This window comes from Roseovarius sp. MBR-51 (assembly GCF_053628575.1).
Genome location: NZ_JBRJGQ010000013.1, coordinates 13,883 through 33,598, shown reverse-complemented (window position 1 = coordinate 33,598; position 19,716 = coordinate 13,883). Strand labels below are relative to the sequence as shown.

Below are 19,716 nucleotides of genomic sequence, written 5' to 3'. Positions count from 1 at the left end.
GGCTTATTCGACGGTGATCGTGATCACCTCGGACACCACGGGCGGATTGTGCGGCACATGGTTCAGGTCGCCCATGACCAGTTGCAGCGTATGCGTGCCCGGTTCCAGATCCAGAGTCACCTGTGTCTGACCGCCGCCGAAATGGCGGTGGTTGTCATCGGCGGGCAGCCCCACGTTCAGCTCTTCGGCACCGTCCGGCCCTTCGCTCAAGGGCGGGCGGTTGACCAGCACGTGATGATGCCCGGTCGCCTCTTTTTCGGTGCCGGCAGGGGCCACGCCCATGCCTTTGAGGCCAAAGATGACGGTGACGGGTGCCGTGACGGTGGCGCCATCCTCGAGATTGACGAAATAGACCTCGGCCCCTTCGGGTGCGGGAGTATCCCCAGCGAAGAGGGGATTCGAGAGGCTCAGAAAGGCGGCGGCAGTGAGTGCAATGATGCGCGTCATAGTAGCTCCTCTGGTGGATATGGTAACATAAGTGGTGCGCTGACGTAGCTCGTCAACAATCATAGCTTGGTGTTTCCATGTTTCCACCTGGCGAACGATGCCGACGAAATCCAGATATTGTCTGGCAAGCGCCCCAGTTGTGCCCGATTTTCCCGGCACAAAGGTCTTCAAGACGCAACTCAGAGGTACGAGTATGGATCGCCTGACCGAGATGGAAGCCTTTGCCACCGTGGTGGATCAGGGTGGATTTACTGACGCAGCCCGCAAGATGGGCATTTCCAAATCCGCCGTGTCCAAGCACGTGTCGTCGCTGGAGGCCCGTTTGGGGGCAAGGTTGCTCAACCGCACCACGCGGCGGGTGAGTCCGACCGAGATTGGGCTTGCCTATTATGATCGGGCATTGCGGGTTCTGAATGACGCGGGCGAAGCGGATGCGCTGGTGAGTTCGATGCAGTCGGACCCGTCGGGCCTGTTGCGGATTTCCGTAGCCACAGATTTCGGGGTCAATCATCTGAGTCCGGTGTTGGGAACATTCCTGGATGAATTCCCAGACATCACCGTCAACATGGTGCTGAACAATCGCTATGTCGAGCTGATCTCCGAAGGGTTTGACATGGCGGTGCGCATTGGCGAGTTGGAGGACAGCACGCTGCGCGCCCGCAAGTTGACAGAGACCACTAAGCGGATGATCGCCAGCCCGAGTTACTTTGAAAAATACGGGCGGCCGCAGAAGATTGACGATCTCAACGAACACAAGCTCTTGCATTATTCGAGTCAGGCAGGTGGTGCGGTGTGGAAACTGACCGCGCCCTCGGGGGAGAAGCGGCAAGTGCGCACGGCGGGGGGACTCAGCGTCAACGATGGTCAATCCCTTCTGAATGCTGCGATTTCGGGGCTTGGTATCGCTTATCTGCCCTCGTTCCTCTATTCGCGTGCCATGGCCGAGGGGCTGGTCGAGGATGCCATGCCTGAATTGCCGCTGGAATTGCAGGGCATTTATGCGGTCTATCCGCCGGGTCGGTTCACCCAACCCAAGGTGCGGGCCTTTATAGATTTTCTGGTCCATCAGTTCGCGGACAAGGGTCCGGTGGACTGGTAACGGCGTCCTCCTCGCACTCTCTGGCGGGTACTTCCCCGGCTGCGGTCTGATCCCCGTGCCGGGGTTTTTCTTGTGCTCTGAAAGCTTGCACAGCAGCTGTGCGGGCAGTCACGGTTGCCAAATGCCGTGTCGCGCACCAGTTTGTGCGCGGAACGTTTATAACCCTTGAGAGGATTTCAGATGGCAAACCCAAAGCTCTTGTTGATTTCAGGATCGCTGCGCAAAGGATCGTATAACCGCATGCTTTTGGCCGAGGCGGCAGAGGCCTTTGGCCCGGCGGATGTGAGCGAGGGCGATCTGGCGTTGCCGCTTTATGATGGCGATTTGGAAGAAGCGGAGGGCGTGCCGGACGCGGTGAAGCACCTCGTCCAGCAAATCAAGGACGCAGATGCGGTGGTCATCGGTGCGCCGGAGTACAATAAGGGAATAACTGGCGTGCTCAAGAATGGTCTTGACTGGATCAGTCGTGTGCCGGGGTCTGCACTCAAGGATAAACCGGTTGTGGTGGTGTCAGCCTCTGCAGGGCGCACGGGCGGCGAAACCGCGCAGTTCATGACGCTGTCGTGTCTTACCCAGTTGCAGGCGCGACTGCTTCCCGGCACCGCTGTTCTGATCGCGGCCGCGATGAACGCGTTTGACGAGGACGGCAAGCTCAAGGATGAAATGTCGCGCAAGCTCTTGGCAGAGCGGATGGCGGCGCTTCGCGCCGAAGTCGTGTAAAGGAAACGGGCCGCCCTTCAAGGGCGGCCCGATCAGTCAGGCGGACGTGATCATGCGTCCAGCCAAACCTTTTCATAGTGCATTTCGCGGAACTGGTGGGCCTGGACACCCTTGACCTTGTCAGTGTGGTGCAAAGCCTGATTACGCCAGAACGGCTGGATCACCGCACCGCTGTCTTGCAACATCGCTTGCAGCTTGGCGGAATATTCGCGGCGCTTGTCGGCGTCAAAAATGCCGAGCGCCTCGTCCAGCAGAGCGTCGAACTCTGGGTTTGAATGCCCGGATTCGTTCCATGCCTCGCCCGATTTATAGGCCAGTGCCAGCACCTGCACACCCAAGGGGCGCGGACCCCAGTTGGTGGTCGAGAACGGATACTTGGTCCAGTCGTTCCAGAAGCTCGAGCCGGGGATCACTGTCCGCTTGACGTTAAAGCCGGCCTGACGCAGTTGCGCGCCGATGGCATCGGTGGTCGTGGTGCGCCAATCGCCATCAATCGAGATGATGTCGATCTCTGTATCGCCATGGCCCGCAGCGCGCGCCATTTCGATGGCCTTGGCCGGGTCTGCCGCGATAGCGGGCAGTTCGGCATATTCCGGGTGGAACGGGGCGACGTGGTGGTTTTCCGCAGGCACACCCTCGCCATTGATAGAGATCGCCAGGAGCACGGCATTGTCGCAGGCCAATTGAATGGCGTTACGCAATTCCTTGCTGTCATAGGGTGCGGTATCGGCGCGCATGCGGGCGACGATGGTGTTGGCCGTGGGTTTGGACTGTTTGGTCAGGCCGAGTGCGTCGTAGGATTCGATGAAATCGGCCGTGGATTCGTCGTTGATGTCGATTTCGTCGCCATCGAATGCCGCAACGATCGAGGCGTTGTCCTCGCCAAAGTCGATAAAGCGGATGCCGTCGAGAAGGGCTTCGCCGCCCCACCATTTGCCATTCTCACGGCGCTTGTATTCCGCTGCAACGCCGATCTCGATCGATACAAGCTCAAACGGGCCGGTGCCGATGGGGGCTTTGGCCAGATCGCCATCTTCTCCAAAGCTCGAATGCACACAGAGCGCGGGATAGTCCGACATGCCCGCGATGATGGTGATATCAGGGCGTGGCAGATTGAGGCGAACGGTGAAGTCATCGACGCGCTCGATAGCGCCATCAATTGCCTTGTTGGTCTCGGGGTCGATCAGAGTGCCCATGCGCGAGGCCATGGAATTGCCCTCGACCGCCTTGTCGCACCAGCGGTTGAGATTGTAGATGATGTCGTCGGCGTTGAAGGCGTCACCGTTGTTCCAGACCGCATTCTGGCGCACTTTGAGCGTGTAGGTCTTGGCGTCGTCGCTGACCTCCCACGCTTCGAGCAGCATTGGCTGAAAGGTGAAATCCGAGGCCCAGCGGACCATCGGCTCGCAGAATTGACGGGCAAGGTTGCCCGGCTCGCTCCACGCATATTTGCGCGGATCGGTGATATCCATCACCCGGCTGGCGACGCGCAACACGCCGCCTGTCTTGCCCTCTTGAGCATAGGCAGGGGCGGGTGCCGCAAGGCCCAAGAGGCCGTACGCCGCCGTAGCAGAGGCGCCAAAGGTCGAGGCGAGCGCCACGAATTCGCGGCGGCTCATCTTGCCGGCGCGGGTGTCCTCGGCCATCTTGCGGACGACCGGGCGCACGTTGTCGTGCGAGGTGTCATTGGTCATTATCTTCTCCCTGTTGAATTTGTTGCCGGTGGTGCTGTCGTTTTTGGACAGTCTTGCCGGTAGTGTTAGCAGGGCCCATGCCCTGCGCCAGTGTTTTTTGAACGTGCCGCTGTCATTCGGTTTATAACGCTCCGCCGGCCCATCCCGAGCAAGAGACTATCGCGATTCGATCCCATGGATCGCCTGTTTGCGACAAATGCCCGCCAAAATGGCTTGAGGCGCGGACAAGCCGAGGCTAGATGAACGACAAAGGAGCCCCGCGCATGAGCCTCAACACATTTGGTCATCTGTTTCGTTTCACCACTTGGGGCGAAAGTCACGGTCCTGCGTTGGGGGCGACGGTGGATGGGTGCCCGCCGGGCGTGGCGCTGGATGAGGCGATGTTGCAGCACTGGCTGGACAAGCGCCGTCCGGGCCAGAACAAGAACATGACCCAGCGCAACGAGCCGGATGCCGTGCGTATCCTGTCGGGCGTCTATGAGGGGCAGAGTACGGGCACGCCGATCCAGTTGATGATCGAGAACACTGATCAACGCTCGCGCGATTATGGCGAGATTGCCAAGACATTCCGCCCCGGTCATGCCGATATCACCTATCACCTCAAGTATGGTCTGCGTGATCCGCGGGGCGGTGGACGGTCGTCGGCGCGCGAAACGGCGGCGCGGGTGGCGGCGGGCGGCGTGGCGCGTGCGGCGTTGGCAGCCCTCGTGCCGGGAATCGAGATCAAGGGTTATATGGTCGCCATGGGCGAGATGGAATTGGACCGCGCGCGGTTCGATTGGGACGCGATTGACGGCAATGATTTCTGGCTGCCCGATGCGGCGGCGGCGCCTGCATGGGAAGACTATCTGCAAGCGCTGCGCAAAAAGCACGATTCGGTCGGTGCTGTGATCGAAGTTGTTGCGCGCGGTGTGCCCGCTGGCCTCGGCGCGCCGATCTACGGCAAGCTCGATACCGATCTGGCCGCCGCGATGATGTCGATCAACGCCGTCAAAGGCGTCGAGATTGGCGAGGGCATGGCGGCGGCGCGCCTCACCGGCAGCGCCAATGCAGATGAGATTTTCATGGGTGAAAATGGCCCGGAATTCGCCTCGAACCATGCGGGCGGTATCCTTGGCGGGATTTCGACCGGGCAGGAGATTGTCGTGAGATTTGCGGTCAAGCCCACGTCCTCGATCCTGACCCCGCGCCAGTCGATCACCGTGGATGGCAATCCCATTGAGGTCGTTACCAAGGGGCGGCATGATCCTTGCGTCGGGATTCGCGCGGTGCCGGTGGGCGAGGCGATGATGGCCTGCGTGATCCTTGATCACCTGCTTTTGCACCGCGGGCAGGTTGGCGACGGGCCGCGGGGGCGCATCGGCTGACATCGCTTTTCTGGTAGGGACGGGCCGCTATCTACGCCAGAGGTCATGCTGGCAAATAGCGGATCGTGACATCGCAATGCTCGCTCGTTGATTTCGCGTATACTTCGATGCATAGCGAAGTATTGGCGCTGGACAGATGATTGGTTTTCGGCAGAAATGAGCGCACCGGAAATCAAATGGAAATCACCATGACCGACCTTGCGTTATACTTGCCCGGCATCTTGGCTGCCTATGCCATTCTTTTGGTCGCAGCGTCTTCGCCGGGGCCATCCGTGGCCATGTTGATTGGGATTGCCACCGAACATGGGCGTCGGCCAGCGCTGATGGCGACGCTGGGGGTTGCCGTCGGAAGCACGACAATCAACATTCTAACCATGTTGGGGGTCGGCCTTGTCCTGTCACAGGCGGCCTGGGCGATGAGCGCCCTGCGCGTCATTGGTGCCGCCTATCTTCTCTATCTTGCATGGGGTGCGTTTCAAAAGGCTTTGAACCCGCCTACTCTGCGCCCTTTGAACGCCGAACGTCGGTCACCGCTGCGGCATTTCATGGCTGGTTATCTGTTGCAGATTACCAATCCCAAGGCGATTGCATTCTGGATCGCGATTGCCTCTATCGGAGCAGTTGAAGGTGCCGGGGCCGGAGTGGTGACGCTCTTCTTTGCCGGGGCATTTGCTATTTCCTTCGGATGCCACGGGGTTTGGGCCGTGGCATTGTCGGCAGCGCCTGTTCGCACAGCCTATGCCGCCGGCCGGCGCTGGATAGAAGCAACCCTGGGCGTGTTCTTTTGCTTTGCGGCTTTCAAACTTGCGATGTCCGAGACCTAATGGCGTTGCCGGTGAATGGATTAAATCCGTCCTTGCCGTGACAGTTGCACCGCCAGAATCCCGCCCATGATCACCAGCACGCCGATCAGATCACCCAGGCGCAGCGCCTCATTGAGCAGCATCGCGGCGATGGCCACGCCAAAGAATGGGTTGAGGAAATGGAAGGTGGCGGCGCGGGTGGCGCCGATACGCTCGACCAAGAGAAACCAGACCAGCGTGGCGGCGAGGCCAGGGATCAGCGTGGTGTAGAGGAAGGCCACCACAAGCTGCGTGCTCCACTCGATCACGAGGGGTTCGGTGGCAAGGCCGATCGAACCGGTCAGAACCGCCCCCACCATCATCTGCAAGCCCACAACCATCAGGAAATTGCCCCCTGATGCCGCGCCGCGCACCGCCAGCGTGGCAAAGGCCAAGGCAAATACTCCGATCACGCAGAGCGCCACACCATAGAGGTCCATCCCCCCCTGAAGCCGCGCCCCCATGATGATAACCACGCCGCCAAGCCCGGCAAAGAGCCCCATGATTCCAACTTTTCCAAGCCGCTCCTTCAAAAAGATCCAGCTGAAAAAGCCCACGATGAGCGGCATGGTGGAGGCGATGATCGCGGCCAAGGAGGCCTCGATCGTCTGCATGGCTACAAAATTCAGCCCGAGATAGAGCGCGTTCTGACAGATTCCGAAAATGATCGTGGCGCGCCATTGCGCTCGCGTCAGACGCCACGTTTGTCCCAGTAACAAGGCGATGGCTATGCCGATCAGGCCCGAAATCAGGAACCGAAGGCCAAGCGCTGTGAGCGGCGGAGCGGCAGAGACGATGATCCGTGCCGAAGTGAAGGCCGAAGACCACATGAGCGCAAAGCCCAGCCCCATGAGGATTGCCCGGATATCCATGTCTATGCCTGTCCCGTCTGATGCGCGTGTTTGGCGCGACCATTGAGGAATTACCGGTGGGGTTCAAGGGGCCAAGCGGACAGATCAGCGGATCGGATCAAAGAGGGCGTTGTCCAACGTGCAATCCCGCACCACATCCGCGCCGCAGGGAACCGGAGTCAGGTCGTGTGAGAGGCAGAGACGCGCCTCCTGAATGCGTCCTGCGCGACAGGTGATCGTGAGCATGTCAGGCTCAAGCCCCGGATTGGCCTTGAGAAACGCTTCTTCGACCACCTTGGCAGGCAGCGTCACGGGTTTGGCGAGCTTGCGAAAAACTTCGGGGCGCGTGAGTCTGTCAAATGCCGCGCGCGACAGAGCGAAATAGTCGGCGGCACTCAGCCCCGAACAAGAGCCGTGTTTCTTCCACTGATACCAGGCAAGGCCCGCACTCCCCATGACATCCTCCATCGCGCGGGTCATGGCGCGGGAGGGGGGCGTATGCGGGCTCTGGCAATGCTCTGGCCAGCCGCGATGATATTGCGGCCAGAGCCCATGCAGAACCCAGCCGGTATTGGCCGCATCGGCGCATTGCGCAGCCCCGCGAGCGTCGCCTTCGAGCGCGCACCACGTCGGTGACCAACTCAGGCTGAGCACGTAATAGTCGAAGACCCCTGCCTTGCCTGATTGCGCGGTGACGAAGGCAGGGAACAGACACAGGCAGACAAACAGGGGCCCCAGAGCACGCATTCTTTGGTCTTTCATTTTATTCACAGGCCCAGTATAAGGCCGCCAAGTTCCCCTACAATGGAAACCCGTTCCGGCCCGCCGGAACCGCCTTTCAGGCGACGGGGAAGTTTTGGGTAAAGGAGACCTGAGAGATGTCTATGCCGATCATGGCCAAGGCCACAGCCGTCTGGCTGGTGGACAATACGACGATCAGTTTCAAGCAGATTGCCGATTTTTGTGGCATGCACGAATTGGAAGTCCAGGGGATTGCCGATGGCGATGTGGCCACTGGCGTCAAGGGCTTTGATCCAATTGCCAATAATCAGTTGACGCAGGAAGAGATTGACCGCGCGCAGTCCAATCCGTTGCACAAGCTCAAGCTGAAGTTCAACGCCGCCGCTCAGGGGGAAGAGACCCGGCGTGGTCCGCGTTACACGCCGCTCAGCAAGCGTCAGGATCGCCCGGCCTCGATCCTTTGGCTGGTCAAGTTCCATCCAGAATTGGCCGATAGTCAGATTTCGCGCCTTGTGGGCACAACGAAACCGACCATTCAGGCGATTCGCGAGCGTACCCATTGGAATATCGGCAATATCCAACCCATCGACCCGGTGGCGCTTGGCCTGTGCAAGCAATCCGAACTGGATGCTGCCGTGCAAAAAGCGGCCGCCAAAAAGGCCAAGGAAGGAGCCGCGCTGACCGATGATGAACGTCGCAAGTTGCTGAGCACCGAGCAGAGCCTTGGTGGCGATGCCGAGCCGCGTATCCCCACAGCCCTCGAAGGGTTGGAGAGCTTTACTCTGGGGCAGGACTACCACCCGGAAGAACGTGAAAAGAAATACGACGCTGAGAGCTTCTTTAATCTTCCAGCCTCGGATGACGATGATGATGACGACGAGGATGAAAATACCGGTTCACGCCGCCGGTAATCGTCTCAAACGCGCCCTGTTCGAAAAGGCCCAGGAGTTACTCTTGGGCCTTTTTCATTTGGTGTGAAGGGTTGTGATGCGCCTACACTGCCGTCGAGACCTGCTTGACAATGTTTCAGGCCGAAACGACCCAAGTGTAGGCGAGGCTGAGCACATATCCGGCGGTTTGCGTCAACAGCTCCATGACAGAGGCGCGAAATTCCGGCAACACGAGGGCCGCGAGAAAGCCGATATGTAGGACCGCAATGGCGTTGAGCGAGGTGCGAAATGGTTCTTTTCGCGTCTTGTGGCGGAATATGCCCTGACCTGTCTTTGCCCCGAGTGAGCCTCCAATCAGACTGAGCGTCAAGAGCGTGCTTTCAGGCACGCGCCAACGCCGCTCAATGGCGCAGCGTTTGTCCCACCAGAACAGCCCCAAGGTCAGCAAATTCAGCGCCGCGAGGTAGATAAGAGCGAGGGTAAGCGGGGCCATGAGACGAACAGTGTATCCATTGCACGAAGAGCTGGTAAAAAAGGAGGCGTGTCACAGACGCTTGCGTGCCGCGAGGGCTGCACTGATTGTGCCGTCGTCCAGATAGTCCAACTCGCCGCCAATGGGAACACCCTGCGCTAGCGAAGTGAGCGTAACTTTGCCATCCAGTTGATCCGCGATGTAATGCGCGGTGGTTTGACCATCGACTGTGGCATTGAGTGCAAGAATAACCTCGGTGATCGCCTCGGACTCGACACGCGCAACCAGGTCAGGAATGCGCAATACCTCGGGTCCGACCTGATCCAGCGCCGAAAGTGTGCCGCCCAGCACATGATATCGCCCCTTGAATGCCTGGCCGCGTTCCATCGCCCAGAGATCGGCCACATCTTCGACCACGCAGATTTGGCCATTGGCACGTTTTGCACTGGCGCAAATGTCGCAGATCTCGGTGGTGCCGATATTTCCGCAGGTGACACATTCGCGGGCCGTGTCGGCTACAATCTGCATCAGGCGCGCGAGAGGAGAGAGCAGCAGCGCGCGTTTGCGGATCATGTGCAGCACTGCCCGCCGGGCCGAGCGCGGACCGAGTCCCGGCAGGCGGGCCATCATGTCAATAAGAGCGTCGATTTCGCGGGTGCTGCTCAATCTCGGGGTCCGATCAGGGGACATGCGTTGGTGCTGATTTCGTGGGTATTTTCAGCAAGATGGAAGGTGTGGTCTAGAAGGGCAGCTTCATGTCCTTGGGCAGGCCCATGCCTTCGGTGATCTTGCCCATTTCCTCTTGGGCGCGGGCCGATGCCTTGGCTTGCGCATCCTTGATCGCGGCAAGGATCAGATCCTCGACAACCTCTTTGTCATCGGAGTTGAAGATCGACGGGTCGATGTCGAGCGCCTTGAGCTCGCCCTTGGCAGTGCAGGTCGCCTTGACCAAACCCGCGCCGGATTCGCCCGTGACCATGATCGTGTGCATTTCTTCTTGCAACGCGGCCATCTTCTTTTGCATTTCCTGCGCGGCCTTCATCATCTTGGCCATGTCGCCCATTTGGCCCAAACCTTTGAACATGCTGTGATCTCCTTTGGTTCTGACCCGTTAATTTAGAGCCATCGAATGGTTTTTCCGTCTTTAAGCATATCTGTTGTAAAAAGGCGACTGGCAAGAGGCGGTGCTTTCAGTCCTCTTCAAACGGATCCCATTCATCCTCAACCTCAGGGAGCGCCTCGGCTTCGGCATGGTTTGCGATGTCCTGCACGGTCTTGACGCGGGCGATTTTGGCCTTGGGGAAGGCGGCAAAGACGGCTTGGACAAGTGGGTGCTGTTGGGCCTCAGCCTCAAGTGCATCCTCAGCGGCATTGCGCGCCTCGAGGATTGTGGGGGCGGTGGCGGAATTGACAAGGGTTACTGCCCAGCGATTACCGGTCCAGCGTTGCAGGGCGCTGCCTAGACGCTGCGCCAGATCACCGGGGGCATCCGGTGTGGGGGTGAATTCGATTCGACCGGGGCGGTAATTGGCGAGGCGCACGCAGCCCTCGACCTCGAGCAGGAGTTTCACGTCGCGATTGGCGCGAATGAGCTCCAGCACATGCTCGAAGGTGGGATAGCGGGCGAGGGCTTCTTCGGGGACTTGCGCCAGCAGGGGCGATGCGGCGCCCTGAGACACAGGGCCAGTCGGCCCGGAATGCGTCGGCGCATAGCTTTGGCCTTGGGCATGGGTGGTTTGGTTCGGAGCGCTTTGGGGGCGTGCACCCCCGCCGCCGCCACCCGGACCGGTTGGTGGCGCGTCTTGCAGACGCCGCACCAGATCCTCGGGCGTGGGCAGGTCGGCCACATGTGTGAGGCGGATCACCGCCATTTCGGCGGCCATCATCGCATTGGGTGATTGCGCCACTTCATCCAGCGCCTTGAGCAGCATTTGCCACATGCGGGTGAGCACGCGCATCGGCAAGGCCGTGGCCATTTCCAGCCCACGCGCGCGCTCGTCTGGGCCGATGGTGGGATCATCGGCCGCGTCAGGCGTGATTTTTACAACGGAAATCCAATGGGTTATCTCGGCCAGATCGCGCAGCACGGCGAGGGGATCAGCGCCTTCGGCATATTGCGCGCTGAGTTCCGAGAGCGCGCCTGCTGCATCGCCCCGCAGGATCATGTCAAAAAGATCGAGCACCCGGCCACGGTCCGCCAGCCCCAACATTGCCCGGACCTGATCCGCTGTTGTCTCGCCCGCGCCATGTGAAATCGCCTGATCCAGCAGCGAAGTTGCATCCCGCGCTGAGCCTTCCGCCGCGCGGGTGATGAGCGCGAGCGCGTCGTCTGAAATCTGTGCGCTCTCTTTGTCTGCGATGCGGCGCAGGAGGGAGATCATCACCTCAGGCTCGATGCGGCGCAGGTCAAAGCGTTGGCAGCGCGACAGCACCGTCACCGGCACCTTGCGGATTTCGGTTGTGGCGAAGATGAATTTCACATGCGCGGGCGGCTCTTCCAGCGTCTTGAGCAATGCGTTGAACGCATTGACCGAGAGCATATGCACCTCGTCGATGATATAGATCTTGTAACGTGCTGATGCTGCGCGATAATTCACACTTTCGATGATTTCGCGGATATCGCCTACGCCGGTGCGGGAGGCGGCGTCCATTTCCATCACATCGACGTGGCGACCCTCCATAATGGCGCGGCAATGTTCGCAGACGCCACAGGGCTCGGTCGTGGGAGTGCCCATTCCGTCGGGCCCGATGCAGTTCATGCCCTTGGCAATAATGCGTGCGGTTGTGGTTTTTCCGGTGCCGCGAATGCCGGTCATGATAAAGGCTTGCGCGATGCGGTCGGCCTGAAAGGCGTTCTTGAGGGTGCGGACCATGGCGTCCTGTCCCACCAAATCGGCAAAGGTCTCGGGCCGATATTTGCGGGCGAGAACCTGATAGCCGGGGGTGGGCGTGTCGGACATGAAAGAGCCTTTGCGGGATTCGGATGATTACACAACGTAAGGCGGGGGAGGGAGGGCGTCCACCTTGCTTTTTTGATAGGATATGCCAAAGCTGAGGGAAGGATGAGGGAGGACATGACGTGGATTGTCGAAGTGAGAGCGTCGAGCGCCCGATGCTCTTGCCGGTTTGAATGGCGTTCAAGGCATTGAAATAATGAGTGATTTTATCATATACGCCCTGCGTGTCGGGGGGGGGACATTGGCCCTTTCGCCCCTTCCGGGGGCGAGTGGAGACTATCCGGGCGATCTGGCGCATATCTGCGACTGGAAGCCTGCGCTGGTGATTTCCTTGACCACCGAGGCCGAGATGGTGGCGGCTGGGGCCGGGGGGCTAGGCGCAGATGTTCAGGAGTCTGGGACGCGCTGGATCTCTTATCCAATTCCCGATTTCGGGACCCCAAGCTATGACCAAATTGAAGCATGGAATAAGGCCAGCGAGGCGGTCAGGGGGGCGCTTTCGGGGGGGGGGAGGGTGTTGGTTCATTGCCGGGGCGGCTGTGGTCGGTCGGGTATGGTGGCGCTGCGCTTGATGATCGAGAGCGGGGAAGGGGCTGATAAGGCTCTGGAGCGGTTGAGAAATATTCGACCCTGCGCGATCGAGACCGATGCGCAGCTCAATTGGGCGCGGCGGGGGCGGGCGTGATCCGGGTCTGTAAGATCCGTAAGGTTTGTAAGGTGATTTTGTAAGGTCCAAAACCTACACGCCGGAGCTTGTGCCCGCGAATTGAAACCACAGCGAATGCGATGGCGATCACGGCAAGCCGAGAAGTATGGTTGATGTCGAACGTCAGATACCTTTGACCGTCACGTCATCACCTGACCTAAATTGGTAGATCCGACCTTCGCGCAGGTTGCGGCGAAAGCCGGGAACGAGCCCATAGTTCCCAAAAATGATCTGGCGGCATCCATCACCAAGGGCGACTCGCCGCCCTCCCTGCAATCTGTTTGCAGGTCTGCTATGCTGAAGAAGCCACGACCTCGTCATTGGCTGCATCAGACCCGCGCGAGCACAATTGAGAGCGGAAGACCAATTGTGTCAAAATGCGCTCCAAGACTTCGGGCGAGCGACCACCCGACGCAATGAAAGCGAAGGCTATTGGCGCAAGTGTATTTGGAAACGCACGCCACTTGAAAATTTCCATAACCCGAAGCGAGTTGAGGCGGCGGTCCACATCCTCGATGCCGTGATGGTGGGTCAGATGATCGCAGTCCATATCAGGCATGTGCTGAGGCATAGCCAGTAGGTTTGACCAATCGGGCTGCAGGATCTGTGCCGAACACAAAAAAAGGCCGCCCCAAAGGACGGCCCGAAAGAGATCGTAAGTCTAAAGAAACCTATGTCGTGCGCTGCCGACGAACTGCGAACAGACCGCCAAGTCCTACCAGCATCAGCCAGCCCGCCGCTGGTAGCGGCACGGCAGAGACATAGGACCCCTTTAAGTCGTCGACCCGCGCATTGCCTTCGCTCGTCAAGAACGACATGAATGTGATGTCTTGGAAAAAGGCGTTGCCGCTCACATCTAAAACGTCGCCACTAAGGTTATGATCGTAGACGCTTTCAAGCAGCGTGGTCACGCCCTTGTTGGTAGTAACGATTAAATCATCGTTATTGCCCAGAAGCTTGAACCAAAACGACGAAATGGAAAACGTAAGAGGTGACTCGATCGATATCGAAGCCGCGCCATTTTTGTTTACCCCGAGACATTTCGGACCAGAAGCTGACCCGTCGCAGTTACCCGGAATAACCCCAGGCGAATCTTCCATTAGGATCAGAGGCGTCGAAACCGGACTATCAAAATCGATATCAATTGTTGCTCCTGCTGCGACGCCCGCTGACAGGCTAAGCGCGGCAACTGCGCTCAGAAAAATCGCCTTCATGTTCAATACTCCCCAGAACACATGACCCTTACACAATACGACATTTTTGTGACCTTTGTTAGCAGATAACTTGACATCCGAGGCGGGCTTGGGGTTGCAAACATTCCTTCATTATTTCAGTTGCTTGCGGCGGCACCTCCTTCACTTCTGGTGCTTGACCTGGCGGATCGCGGGCGGGATCGGTGCCCTGTTCTGTCCGTTTGGAAACCTATGCTGGAAACACTGATTCGCCCGGCCACCAAAAAAACCACCGTCAACTGGAAGGAATCACCAGTAGTGTGATCTGTCACCGGCGGGCTCTCGCCGCCGTGCGACACCTACACATGCTGGAGAAACGGTGATTTTGTGATCTGTTGGGCGGTCGTGAATCCTGCTCTGAAATGGCGGTCGTTGGCGAGATTCCTGCCAACGACCCCTTTGTCCGCCCCGCGGTCGTTTATGGACTGTGCGGCGAAGGTCCGGCGATGCGGTGTGCATGGTTTTGCCTCTCATGGCCGCATTGTGATTCACAAAGGGGGGAAAGGCCGCTAGGCTCTTGGTGCGTTTGATACATATGGCCGGACTTGAACAGGCGACACTCACCGCATGACCCATCCCGACGATCCCCCTCAATTGCGTCTGCGTGTCGTCTTTGGCGACGGGCGGATGGTGGGTCCCGGCAAGGCGGAGCTGTTGGAGCGGATCGGGCGTTGTGGTTCTATCGCGGCGGCGGGGCGCGAGATGGGGATGAGCTACAAGCGCGCCTGGATGCTGATCGAGACGATGAACGCGATGTTCGCGGCCCCCGTGGTCGAGAGCACGCGCGGCGGGCCGGGGGGCGGTGGCGCTGTGCTGACCGAAATGGGCCTCGAAATCCTGCGGCTTTACCGTGCGCTGGAGGCGGTTGCCGACGAGGCAGGGGCGGCGGAGGTCGCGGGGTTGGCGGCGCTGCTGAGGGATGTTTCCGAGTGAATATAACGCTTGTCAGAACGCACCGTGCCTGCGATATGTTTCAGTGAACATATCGTCAGTGAAAGGGGCCGCCATGTTCGGACGATTGTCAGGCCGTGCGCTGGGCTGTGCGTTTTTTGCCGCCGCTCTGGCCCTCGCGCCGCTGCGCGTCTCTGCGGATGAGGCGTTGGCCGCGATTGCCGCGAATTTTGCCGGGGCGGCGGAGAGCTTGGCGGCGCAGTTCAAACTGGAAACCGGGCATGAGGTGGTGCTGACCACGGGATCGACCGGCAAGCTCTATGCGCAGATTGCTGCGGGTGCGCCGTTTGACATAATGTTGTCAGCGGATGCGGCCACTCCGGCGCGGTTGATCGACGAGGGGTTCGGGGTCGAGGGCAGCCGTTTTGCCTATGCGTCGGGGCGGCTGGCGTTGTGGAGTGCCGATCCGGGGCGGATCGGGGACGACGGGCAAGAGGCGCTGCGTGCGTCCGGGCTGCGGCATCTGGCGATCGCCAATCCCGAGCTTGCCCCCTACGGCAAGGCCGCGCGTGAAGCGCTCGACGGGATGGGGCTTTGGGAGGTGGTGCAGCCCAAGATCGTCATGGGGCAAAATATCGGGCAGACTCATGCGATGGTGGCGAGTGGCGCGGCAGAGCTTGGTCTTATCGCCTTTTCGGCGGTGCAACAGCCGGGAGTGCCGCCGGAGGGCAGCTATTGGGAAGTGCCGCAGCATTTCTATGCCCCGATCCGGCAGGATGCTGTGCTGCTGGCCGCAGGGCGTGACAATGTCGCAGCGCGGGCCTTTCTCGACTATTTGCGCAGCGATGCGGCGGCGCAGATCATCGCCGCCTATGGATATGGGGTAGGCGATGGTGGCGCCTGATCTGGGGCCGCTCTGGCTTACGGCGCAACTGGCGGGGATGACGACGCTGCTGCTCCTTCTGCTGGGCACGCCGCTGGCGTGGTGGCTGGCGCAGACGCGGGCGCGGATCAAGCCGGTGGTCGAGGCGGTGACGGCCTTGCCTCTGGTGCTGCCGCCGACGGTTCTGGGGTTTTACATGCTGGTCCTGTTCAGCCCGACTACGGCGTTGGGCGGTCTGTGGCTGAAGGTGACGGGAACGACACTGACGTTTTCCTTTGTCGGATTGGTGGTCGCTTCGGTGCTCTATTCGCTGCCGTTCATGGTGCAGCCCTTGCAATCGGCCTTTGAGGCGGTGGGGCGCGGCCCGTTGGAGGCGGCGGCGAGCCTGCGGGCGGGGCCGCTCGATGCGTTCTTCAGCGTGGCGTCGCCGCTGGCGTTGCGCGGATATCTGACGGCGGTGGTGCTGACCTTTGCCCATACGGTGGGCGAGTTCGGCGTGGTGCTGATGGTGGGGGGCAATATTCCGGGGCAGACGCGGGTGGTCTCGATCCAGATCTATGAGCATGTCGAGACGATTGATTATGCCGCCGCGCATACGCTGGCGGCGATCTTGCTGGTGTTTTCCTTTGTGGTGCTGCTGGCGGTTTATGTGCTCAATCGACGCTTTCCCATACATGCGGGCGTGCGATGACCGCGCTCAGTGTCGATATCCGGGTCGATTTCCCCGGCTTTGCGCTGGAGGTGGTGCATGGGTTCGAGGGGCAGGGGCTAACTGCGCTGTTCGGTCCGTCGGGGTGTGGCAAGTCCACGTTGTTGCGGGCGATTGCCGGGTTCGAGACCAGCGCGCGGGGGCGGCTGGCCTATGGCGATGAGGTCTGGCTGAACGGGCGGCGGGGGCTGGCCCCGCATCGGCGTGGCGTGGGCTATGTGTTTCAGGATACGCGGCTCTTTCCGCATCTCTCGGTGCGGGGCAATCTGGACTATGCCGACAAGCGGGCGGCGGATTTGCCGGCGCGTTATGGGTTTGACGATGTGGTGAACGCGCTCGACCTCGGGCCGTTGTTGCCGCGTGGCGCGACGACCCTGTCGGGGGGCGAGCGGCAGAGGGTGGCGATCGGGCGGGCGCTCTTGTCTCGGCCGCGCCTCATGTTGATGGATGAACCGCTGGCGGCGCTGGATACGCGGCGCAAGGGGGAAATCCTGCCTTATATCGCGCGGTTGCCGGGGGTGTTCGGCGTGCCGGTGATCTATGTGACGCATGCGATTGAGGAGGTCACGCAACTGGCGGACCGCATTGTCGCGCTGGAGGCGGGGCGTGTGGTGGCGGCGGGCGGTGTGGCCGAGACGCTGGAGCGGCTGGATCTGGCTGGGGTACAGGGCCGGTTCGAGGCGGGAGCCGTTCTGGCCGGACATGTCGTGGCGCAGGATAGCGACATGCGTCTGACGCGGGTTGATCTGGGTGGTGGTCTTGCGCTTGAGGTGCCCGAAATCCGCTTGCCTGTTGGAGAGGCAGTGCGGTTGCGGGTGCGGGCGCGCGATGTGGCGCTGGCGCTGGCGCGGCCCGCCGGGGTCAGCATTCGCAATATGCTAGAGGCCGAGGTGTTGCGGGTCGAGGTGGAGGCCGAAACCGCCTATGCCGAGGTTCTGCTCGCGCTTGGGGGTCAACATTTGCGCGCAAGGGTGACGCGGGCGGCGCTGCGCGATCTGGAGGTCGTGCCGGGGCAAAAGCTGGTGGCGATGATCAAGGCGGCAGCGTTCGACCGGCAGGCCTTGCCGCGCGGTTAACTGCGCTACGCTTGACAATTGCATGGGCGCACGCGACAGACGCGGGCATGATGACAGGTTTCATTCAGGTGGCCGTAGGGGGCGCGATCGGCTCTTGTCTGCGCTATGGCGTGGGTCTGGCGGCGCTGCGCTTTGTCGGTCCCGGATTTCCGGTGGCGGTGCTGGGGGTCAATATCCTTGGCTCGTTCCTGATGGGAGTGGCTGTTGTGGTCCTGACGCAGCGTGGGCTAGGACATCTGAGCCCCTTGGTGATGAGCGGCCTTTTGGGCGGGTTCACCACGTTTTCGGCGTTCTCGCTCGAGGCCTTTTCGCTCTGGGAGCGGGGGCAGGCGATGGCGGCGCTGGGCTATGTCGGGCTGTCGGTGGTATTGTCCATCGGGGCATTGATTTTGGGCGTCTGGCTGGCGCGGGGGTTTTTCGCATGAGCGGTGTTCAGACGCGGGTTGTTGGGCCGGATGACGGGGATCAGCGGCTGGATCGGTGGATCCGGCGGCTGTTTCCGCATGTCGGCCAAGTGCAGATCGAGAAGATGTGCCGCAAGGGTGAAGTGCGCGTCGATGGCGGACGGGTGAAGCCTGCGACGCGGCTTGAGGTCGGGCAGAGCGTGCGGATACCGCCGTTGCCGGACACCGATGAGCGGCCAACGGGGGCGCTGGCGCGGATCAGCCCGGCGGATGCCAAGATGATCCAGTCTTGCGTGATCTACCGCGACGATCATGTGATCGCGCTGAACAAGCCGCCGGGCCTGCCGGTTCAGGGCGGCAGCAAGCAGACGCGGCATGTGGACGGGCTGGCGGAGGCGCTGCGCTTTGGCGCGGAGGAAAAGCCACGGTTGGTGCATCGGTTGGACAAGGACACCTCTGGGGTGTTGTTGCTGGCGCGGACGCGTGAGGCGGCCAAGGGGCTGACGGCGGCGTTCCGGCATCGCAACACGCGCAAGATCTATTGGGCGGCTGTCGCCGGTGTGCCGACGCCGCGCATGGGCACGGTGCGCTATGGTCTGGTCAAGGCACCCGGACATGGGGCCAAGGGCGAGGGCGAAAAGATGATCTGCGTGCATCCGCGCGAGGTCGAGGCGACACCGGGGGCCAAGCCCGCGACCACCGATTATGCGGTGATCGAGGCGGCGGGGGCGCGCACGTCCTGGATGGCGCTGATCCCGGTGACCGGGCGGACGCATCAGCTCAGGGCGCATATGGCCGAGATCGGGCATCCGGTTGTCGGCGATGGCAAATATGGCGGTTCGGGGCAGGAGAACCTTGGCGATGGCTGGGGGGCGCAACTGGGCGGTGATGTGAGCCGCAAGCTGCATCTGCACGCGCGCTCGCTCAAGATCGAGCATCCGGTGTCGCGGGCCATTTTGCACATTACCGCGCCGTTGCCCGAGCATATGCAGCGGACCTGGGATCTGTTTCAGTGGATTCCGTCCGAGGCGCCGGAGGACCCGCTCGAGGACATGGCATGAGCCTGCCCTTGCGTCTGGTGATTTTTGACGTCGATGGCACGCTGGTCGATAGCCAAGGCGATATTCTGGCGGCGATGCGGGCGGCGTTTGATCGCGCGGGAGAGCCTGCGCCGGAGCGGGAACTGATTCTGGGTATTGTCGGTCTCTCGCTCGATGTGGCGATTCCGCGTCTGGCGCCGACCTTGCCGGGCGACGTTCAGGGGCGCATCGTGGGCTGGTACAAGGAAGCCTATATGGGGCTGCGGGCCGAGTTCGGTGTCGAGCAGTCCTCGCCGCTCTATCCATATGCGCTGGAGACCCTGAAGGCGCTGCATGCGGTGCCGGAGACCCTGTTGGGGGTGGCGACGGGCAAATCGGCGCGAGGATTGGACAAGCTCTTGGAGGGGCATGATCTGCGGTCCTATTTCGTGACGCGGCAGGTGGCGGATCATCATCCGTCCAAGCCGCATCCCTCAATGCTGCGCGCGGCGCTGGCGGAAACCGGGGTTGCGCCGGAAAACGCGGTGATGATTGGCGATACGAGCTTTGACATGGATATGGCGCAGGCGGCAGGCATTGCCGGTATCGGGGTGGCCTGGGGCTATCATCGGCCCGAGGCGCTGAGTGCCGCGCGCGAGGTCGTGCCGGATTTCCGGGCGCTTCCCGCTGCGTTGGATCGACTCTGGGGGTAAGAC

23 protein-coding genes are annotated in these 19,716 nt (G+C 60.9%); 13 read left to right on the top strand and 10 right to left on the bottom strand.

Annotation, left to right across the window (positions count from 1 at the left end):
- Positions 1-3: 3 nt before the first annotated feature.
- Positions 4-447 carry a DUF4399 domain-containing protein gene (locus ACSSVY_RS17200; RefSeq protein WP_454270810.1) on the bottom strand — a complete coding sequence of 148 codons (444 nt, stop codon included), beginning with the start codon at positions 445-447 and terminating at the stop codon, positions 4-6.
- Between the two features lie 193 nt (positions 448-640).
- Here ACSSVY_RS17200 and ACSSVY_RS17195 point away from each other — a divergent pair, with 193 nt between their 5' ends.
- Both ACSSVY_RS17195 and ACSSVY_RS17190 read left to right on the top strand, forming a co-directional pair.
- Positions 641-1,546, top strand: a complete 906-nt coding sequence (locus tag ACSSVY_RS17195) for a LysR family transcriptional regulator (RefSeq protein ID WP_454270808.1) — start codon at positions 641-643, stop codon at positions 1,544-1,546.
- A 180-nt stretch (positions 1,547-1,726) separates the two neighbouring features.
- Positions 1,727-2,266 (top strand): NADPH-dependent FMN reductase, encoded by a 540-nt coding sequence (locus tag ACSSVY_RS17190; RefSeq protein ID WP_454270807.1) that lies wholly within the window; start codon positions 1,727-1,729, stop codon positions 2,264-2,266.
- A 50-nt stretch (positions 2,267-2,316) separates the two neighbouring features.
- On the opposite strand, the gene ACSSVY_RS17185 is transcribed toward ACSSVY_RS17190, so the two are convergent.
- Positions 2,317-3,960: an ABC transporter substrate-binding protein gene (locus tag ACSSVY_RS17185; protein ID WP_454270805.1), complete on the bottom strand. Its 1,644-nt coding sequence runs from the start codon at positions 3,958-3,960 to the stop codon at positions 2,317-2,319.
- A 263-nt stretch (positions 3,961-4,223) separates the two neighbouring features.
- Here ACSSVY_RS17185 and aroC point away from each other — a divergent pair, with 263 nt between their 5' ends.
- Together aroC and ACSSVY_RS17175 are read left to right on the top strand one after the other, a co-directional pair.
- Positions 4,224-5,327, top strand: coding sequence for a chorismate synthase (aroC, locus tag ACSSVY_RS17180; RefSeq protein WP_454270803.1), 1,104 nt, complete (start codon positions 4,224-4,226; stop codon positions 5,325-5,327).
- Between the two features lie 188 nt (positions 5,328-5,515).
- A complete protein-coding gene (locus ACSSVY_RS17175) occupies positions 5,516-6,151 on the top strand; it encodes a LysE family translocator (protein ID WP_454270801.1) in 636 nt (211 codons plus the stop codon).
- Positions 6,152-6,171: 20 nt separating this feature from the next.
- Here ACSSVY_RS17175 and ACSSVY_RS17170 read toward each other — a convergent pair whose 3' ends face one another.
- Positions 6,172-7,041, bottom strand: coding sequence for a DMT family transporter (locus tag ACSSVY_RS17170; RefSeq protein ID WP_454270799.1), 870 nt, complete (start codon positions 7,039-7,041; stop codon positions 6,172-6,174).
- An 84-nt stretch (positions 7,042-7,125) separates the two neighbouring features.
- On the bottom strand, positions 7,126-7,767 hold the full coding sequence (locus ACSSVY_RS17165) for a ribonuclease T2 family protein (RefSeq protein WP_454270797.1): 642 nt from the start codon (positions 7,765-7,767) through the stop codon (positions 7,126-7,128).
- 131 nt (positions 7,768-7,898) lie between these two features.
- Between ACSSVY_RS17165 and ACSSVY_RS17160 the strand changes: the two genes are divergently transcribed.
- Entirely contained in the window at positions 7,899-8,672 is a 774-nt protein-coding gene (locus ACSSVY_RS17160) for a DUF1013 domain-containing protein (RefSeq protein ID WP_454270795.1), read from the top strand.
- 115 nt (positions 8,673-8,787) lie between these two features.
- On the opposite strand, the gene ACSSVY_RS17155 is transcribed toward ACSSVY_RS17160, so the two are convergent.
- The 4 genes from ACSSVY_RS17155 to ACSSVY_RS17140 form a co-directional block, all read right to left on the bottom strand.
- Positions 8,788-9,144: a DUF1294 domain-containing protein gene (locus ACSSVY_RS17155; RefSeq protein ID WP_454270793.1), complete on the bottom strand. Its 357-nt coding sequence runs from the start codon at positions 9,142-9,144 to the stop codon at positions 8,788-8,790.
- A 51-nt stretch (positions 9,145-9,195) separates the two neighbouring features.
- Positions 9,196-9,789: a recombination mediator RecR gene (recR, locus tag ACSSVY_RS17150; RefSeq protein ID WP_454270791.1), complete on the bottom strand. Its 594-nt coding sequence runs from the start codon at positions 9,787-9,789 to the stop codon at positions 9,196-9,198.
- Positions 9,790-9,862: 73 nt separating this feature from the next.
- Positions 9,863-10,207 carry a YbaB/EbfC family nucleoid-associated protein gene (locus ACSSVY_RS17145; RefSeq protein ID WP_454270789.1) on the bottom strand — a complete coding sequence of 115 codons (345 nt, stop codon included), beginning with the start codon at positions 10,205-10,207 and terminating at the stop codon, positions 9,863-9,865.
- A gap of 106 nt (positions 10,208-10,313) precedes the next feature.
- Entirely contained in the window at positions 10,314-12,083 is a 1,770-nt protein-coding gene (locus ACSSVY_RS17140) for a DNA polymerase III subunit gamma/tau (RefSeq protein WP_454270788.1), read from the bottom strand.
- A gap of 193 nt (positions 12,084-12,276) precedes the next feature.
- Here ACSSVY_RS17140 and ACSSVY_RS17135 point away from each other — a divergent pair, with 193 nt between their 5' ends.
- Complete coding sequence (locus ACSSVY_RS17135; protein ID WP_454270786.1) at positions 12,277-12,765, top strand: protein-tyrosine phosphatase family protein; 489 nt, start codon at positions 12,277-12,279, stop codon at positions 12,763-12,765.
- Positions 12,766-13,078: 313 nt separating this feature from the next.
- On the opposite strand, the gene ACSSVY_RS17130 is transcribed toward ACSSVY_RS17135, so the two are convergent.
- Both ACSSVY_RS17130 and ACSSVY_RS17125 read right to left on the bottom strand, forming a co-directional pair.
- Positions 13,079-13,345 (bottom strand): hypothetical protein, encoded by a 267-nt coding sequence (locus tag ACSSVY_RS17130; protein ID WP_454270785.1) that lies wholly within the window; start codon positions 13,343-13,345, stop codon positions 13,079-13,081.
- Between the two features lie 112 nt (positions 13,346-13,457).
- Complete coding sequence (locus ACSSVY_RS17125) at positions 13,458-14,000, bottom strand: VPLPA-CTERM sorting domain-containing protein (RefSeq protein ID WP_454270784.1); 543 nt, start codon at positions 13,998-14,000, stop codon at positions 13,458-13,460.
- A gap of 585 nt (positions 14,001-14,585) precedes the next feature.
- On the opposite strand from ACSSVY_RS17125, the gene ACSSVY_RS17120 reads away from it, so the two are divergent.
- From ACSSVY_RS17120 to ACSSVY_RS17090, 7 genes are all read left to right on the top strand, one after another.
- A complete protein-coding gene (locus tag ACSSVY_RS17120; protein WP_454270783.1) occupies positions 14,586-14,951 on the top strand; it encodes a winged helix-turn-helix domain-containing protein in 366 nt (121 codons plus the stop codon).
- A 73-nt stretch (positions 14,952-15,024) separates the two neighbouring features.
- Positions 15,025-15,813 (top strand): molybdate ABC transporter substrate-binding protein, encoded by a 789-nt coding sequence (modA, locus tag ACSSVY_RS17115; protein ID WP_454270782.1) that lies wholly within the window; start codon positions 15,025-15,027, stop codon positions 15,811-15,813.
- On the top strand, positions 15,800-16,483 hold the full coding sequence (gene modB, locus ACSSVY_RS17110; RefSeq protein ID WP_454270781.1) for a molybdate ABC transporter permease subunit: 684 nt from the start codon (positions 15,800-15,802) through the stop codon (positions 16,481-16,483). The genes modA and modB overlap by 14 nt, the downstream gene beginning before the upstream one ends.
- Positions 16,480-17,577 carry a molybdenum ABC transporter ATP-binding protein gene (gene modC, locus ACSSVY_RS17105; protein WP_454270780.1) on the top strand — a complete coding sequence of 366 codons (1,098 nt, stop codon included), beginning with the start codon at positions 16,480-16,482 and terminating at the stop codon, positions 17,575-17,577. Before modB ends, modC begins: the two co-directional genes overlap by 4 nt.
- Positions 17,578-17,624: 47 nt before the next feature.
- Complete coding sequence (gene crcB, locus ACSSVY_RS17100) at positions 17,625-18,002, top strand: fluoride efflux transporter CrcB (RefSeq protein WP_454270779.1); 378 nt, start codon at positions 17,625-17,627, stop codon at positions 18,000-18,002.
- Positions 17,999-19,042, top strand: coding sequence for an RluA family pseudouridine synthase (locus ACSSVY_RS17095; protein WP_454270778.1), 1,044 nt, complete (start codon positions 17,999-18,001; stop codon positions 19,040-19,042). The genes crcB and ACSSVY_RS17095 overlap by 4 nt, the downstream gene beginning before the upstream one ends.
- Positions 19,039-19,713 carry an HAD-IA family hydrolase gene (locus ACSSVY_RS17090; RefSeq protein WP_454270777.1) on the top strand — a complete coding sequence of 225 codons (675 nt, stop codon included), beginning with the start codon at positions 19,039-19,041 and terminating at the stop codon, positions 19,711-19,713. Before ACSSVY_RS17095 ends, ACSSVY_RS17090 begins: the two co-directional genes overlap by 4 nt.
- Positions 19,714-19,716: the final 3 nt, after the last annotated feature.

Coding starts and splice junctions, on each gene's coding strand:
- ACSSVY_RS17200 (WP_454270810.1), bottom strand. CDS start 447: ATGACGCGCATCATTGCACTCACTGCCGCCGCCTTTCTGAGCCTCTCG.
- ACSSVY_RS17195 (WP_454270808.1), top strand. CDS start 641: ATGGATCGCCTGACCGAGATGGAAGCCTTTGCCACCGTGGTGGATCAG.
- ACSSVY_RS17190 (WP_454270807.1), top strand. CDS start 1,727: ATGGCAAACCCAAAGCTCTTGTTGATTTCAGGATCGCTGCGCAAAGGA.
- ACSSVY_RS17185 (WP_454270805.1), bottom strand. CDS start 3,960: ATGACCAATGACACCTCGCACGACAACGTGCGCCCGGTCGTCCGCAAG.
- aroC (WP_454270803.1), top strand. CDS start 4,224: ATGAGCCTCAACACATTTGGTCATCTGTTTCGTTTCACCACTTGGGGC.
- ACSSVY_RS17175 (WP_454270801.1), top strand. CDS start 5,516: ATGACCGACCTTGCGTTATACTTGCCCGGCATCTTGGCTGCCTATGCC.
- ACSSVY_RS17170 (WP_454270799.1), bottom strand. CDS start 7,041: ATGGATATCCGGGCAATCCTCATGGGGCTGGGCTTTGCGCTCATGTGG.
- ACSSVY_RS17165 (WP_454270797.1), bottom strand. CDS start 7,767: ATGCGTGCTCTGGGGCCCCTGTTTGTCTGCCTGTGTCTGTTCCCTGCC.
- ACSSVY_RS17160 (WP_454270795.1), top strand. CDS start 7,899: ATGTCTATGCCGATCATGGCCAAGGCCACAGCCGTCTGGCTGGTGGAC.
- ACSSVY_RS17155 (WP_454270793.1), bottom strand. CDS start 9,144: ATGGCCCCGCTTACCCTCGCTCTTATCTACCTCGCGGCGCTGAATTTG.
- ACSSVY_RS17145 (WP_454270789.1), bottom strand. CDS start 10,207: ATGTTCAAAGGTTTGGGCCAAATGGGCGACATGGCCAAGATGATGAAG.
- ACSSVY_RS17140 (WP_454270788.1), bottom strand. CDS start 12,083: ATGTCCGACACGCCCACCCCCGGCTATCAGGTTCTCGCCCGCAAATAT.
- ACSSVY_RS17135 (WP_454270786.1), top strand. CDS start 12,277: ATGAGTGATTTTATCATATACGCCCTGCGTGTCGGGGGGGGGACATTG.
- ACSSVY_RS17130 (WP_454270785.1), bottom strand. CDS start 13,345: ATGCCTGATATGGACTGCGATCATCTGACCCACCATCACGGCATCGAG.
- ACSSVY_RS17125 (WP_454270784.1), bottom strand. CDS start 14,000: ATGAAGGCGATTTTTCTGAGCGCAGTTGCCGCGCTTAGCCTGTCAGCG.
- ACSSVY_RS17120 (WP_454270783.1), top strand. CDS start 14,586: ATGACCCATCCCGACGATCCCCCTCAATTGCGTCTGCGTGTCGTCTTT.
- modA (WP_454270782.1), top strand. CDS start 15,025: ATGTTCGGACGATTGTCAGGCCGTGCGCTGGGCTGTGCGTTTTTTGCC.
- modB (WP_454270781.1), top strand. CDS start 15,800: ATGGTGGCGCCTGATCTGGGGCCGCTCTGGCTTACGGCGCAACTGGCG.
- modC (WP_454270780.1), top strand. CDS start 16,480: ATGACCGCGCTCAGTGTCGATATCCGGGTCGATTTCCCCGGCTTTGCG.
- crcB (WP_454270779.1), top strand. CDS start 17,625: ATGATGACAGGTTTCATTCAGGTGGCCGTAGGGGGCGCGATCGGCTCT.
- ACSSVY_RS17095 (WP_454270778.1), top strand. CDS start 17,999: ATGAGCGGTGTTCAGACGCGGGTTGTTGGGCCGGATGACGGGGATCAG.
- ACSSVY_RS17090 (WP_454270777.1), top strand. CDS start 19,039: ATGAGCCTGCCCTTGCGTCTGGTGATTTTTGACGTCGATGGCACGCTG.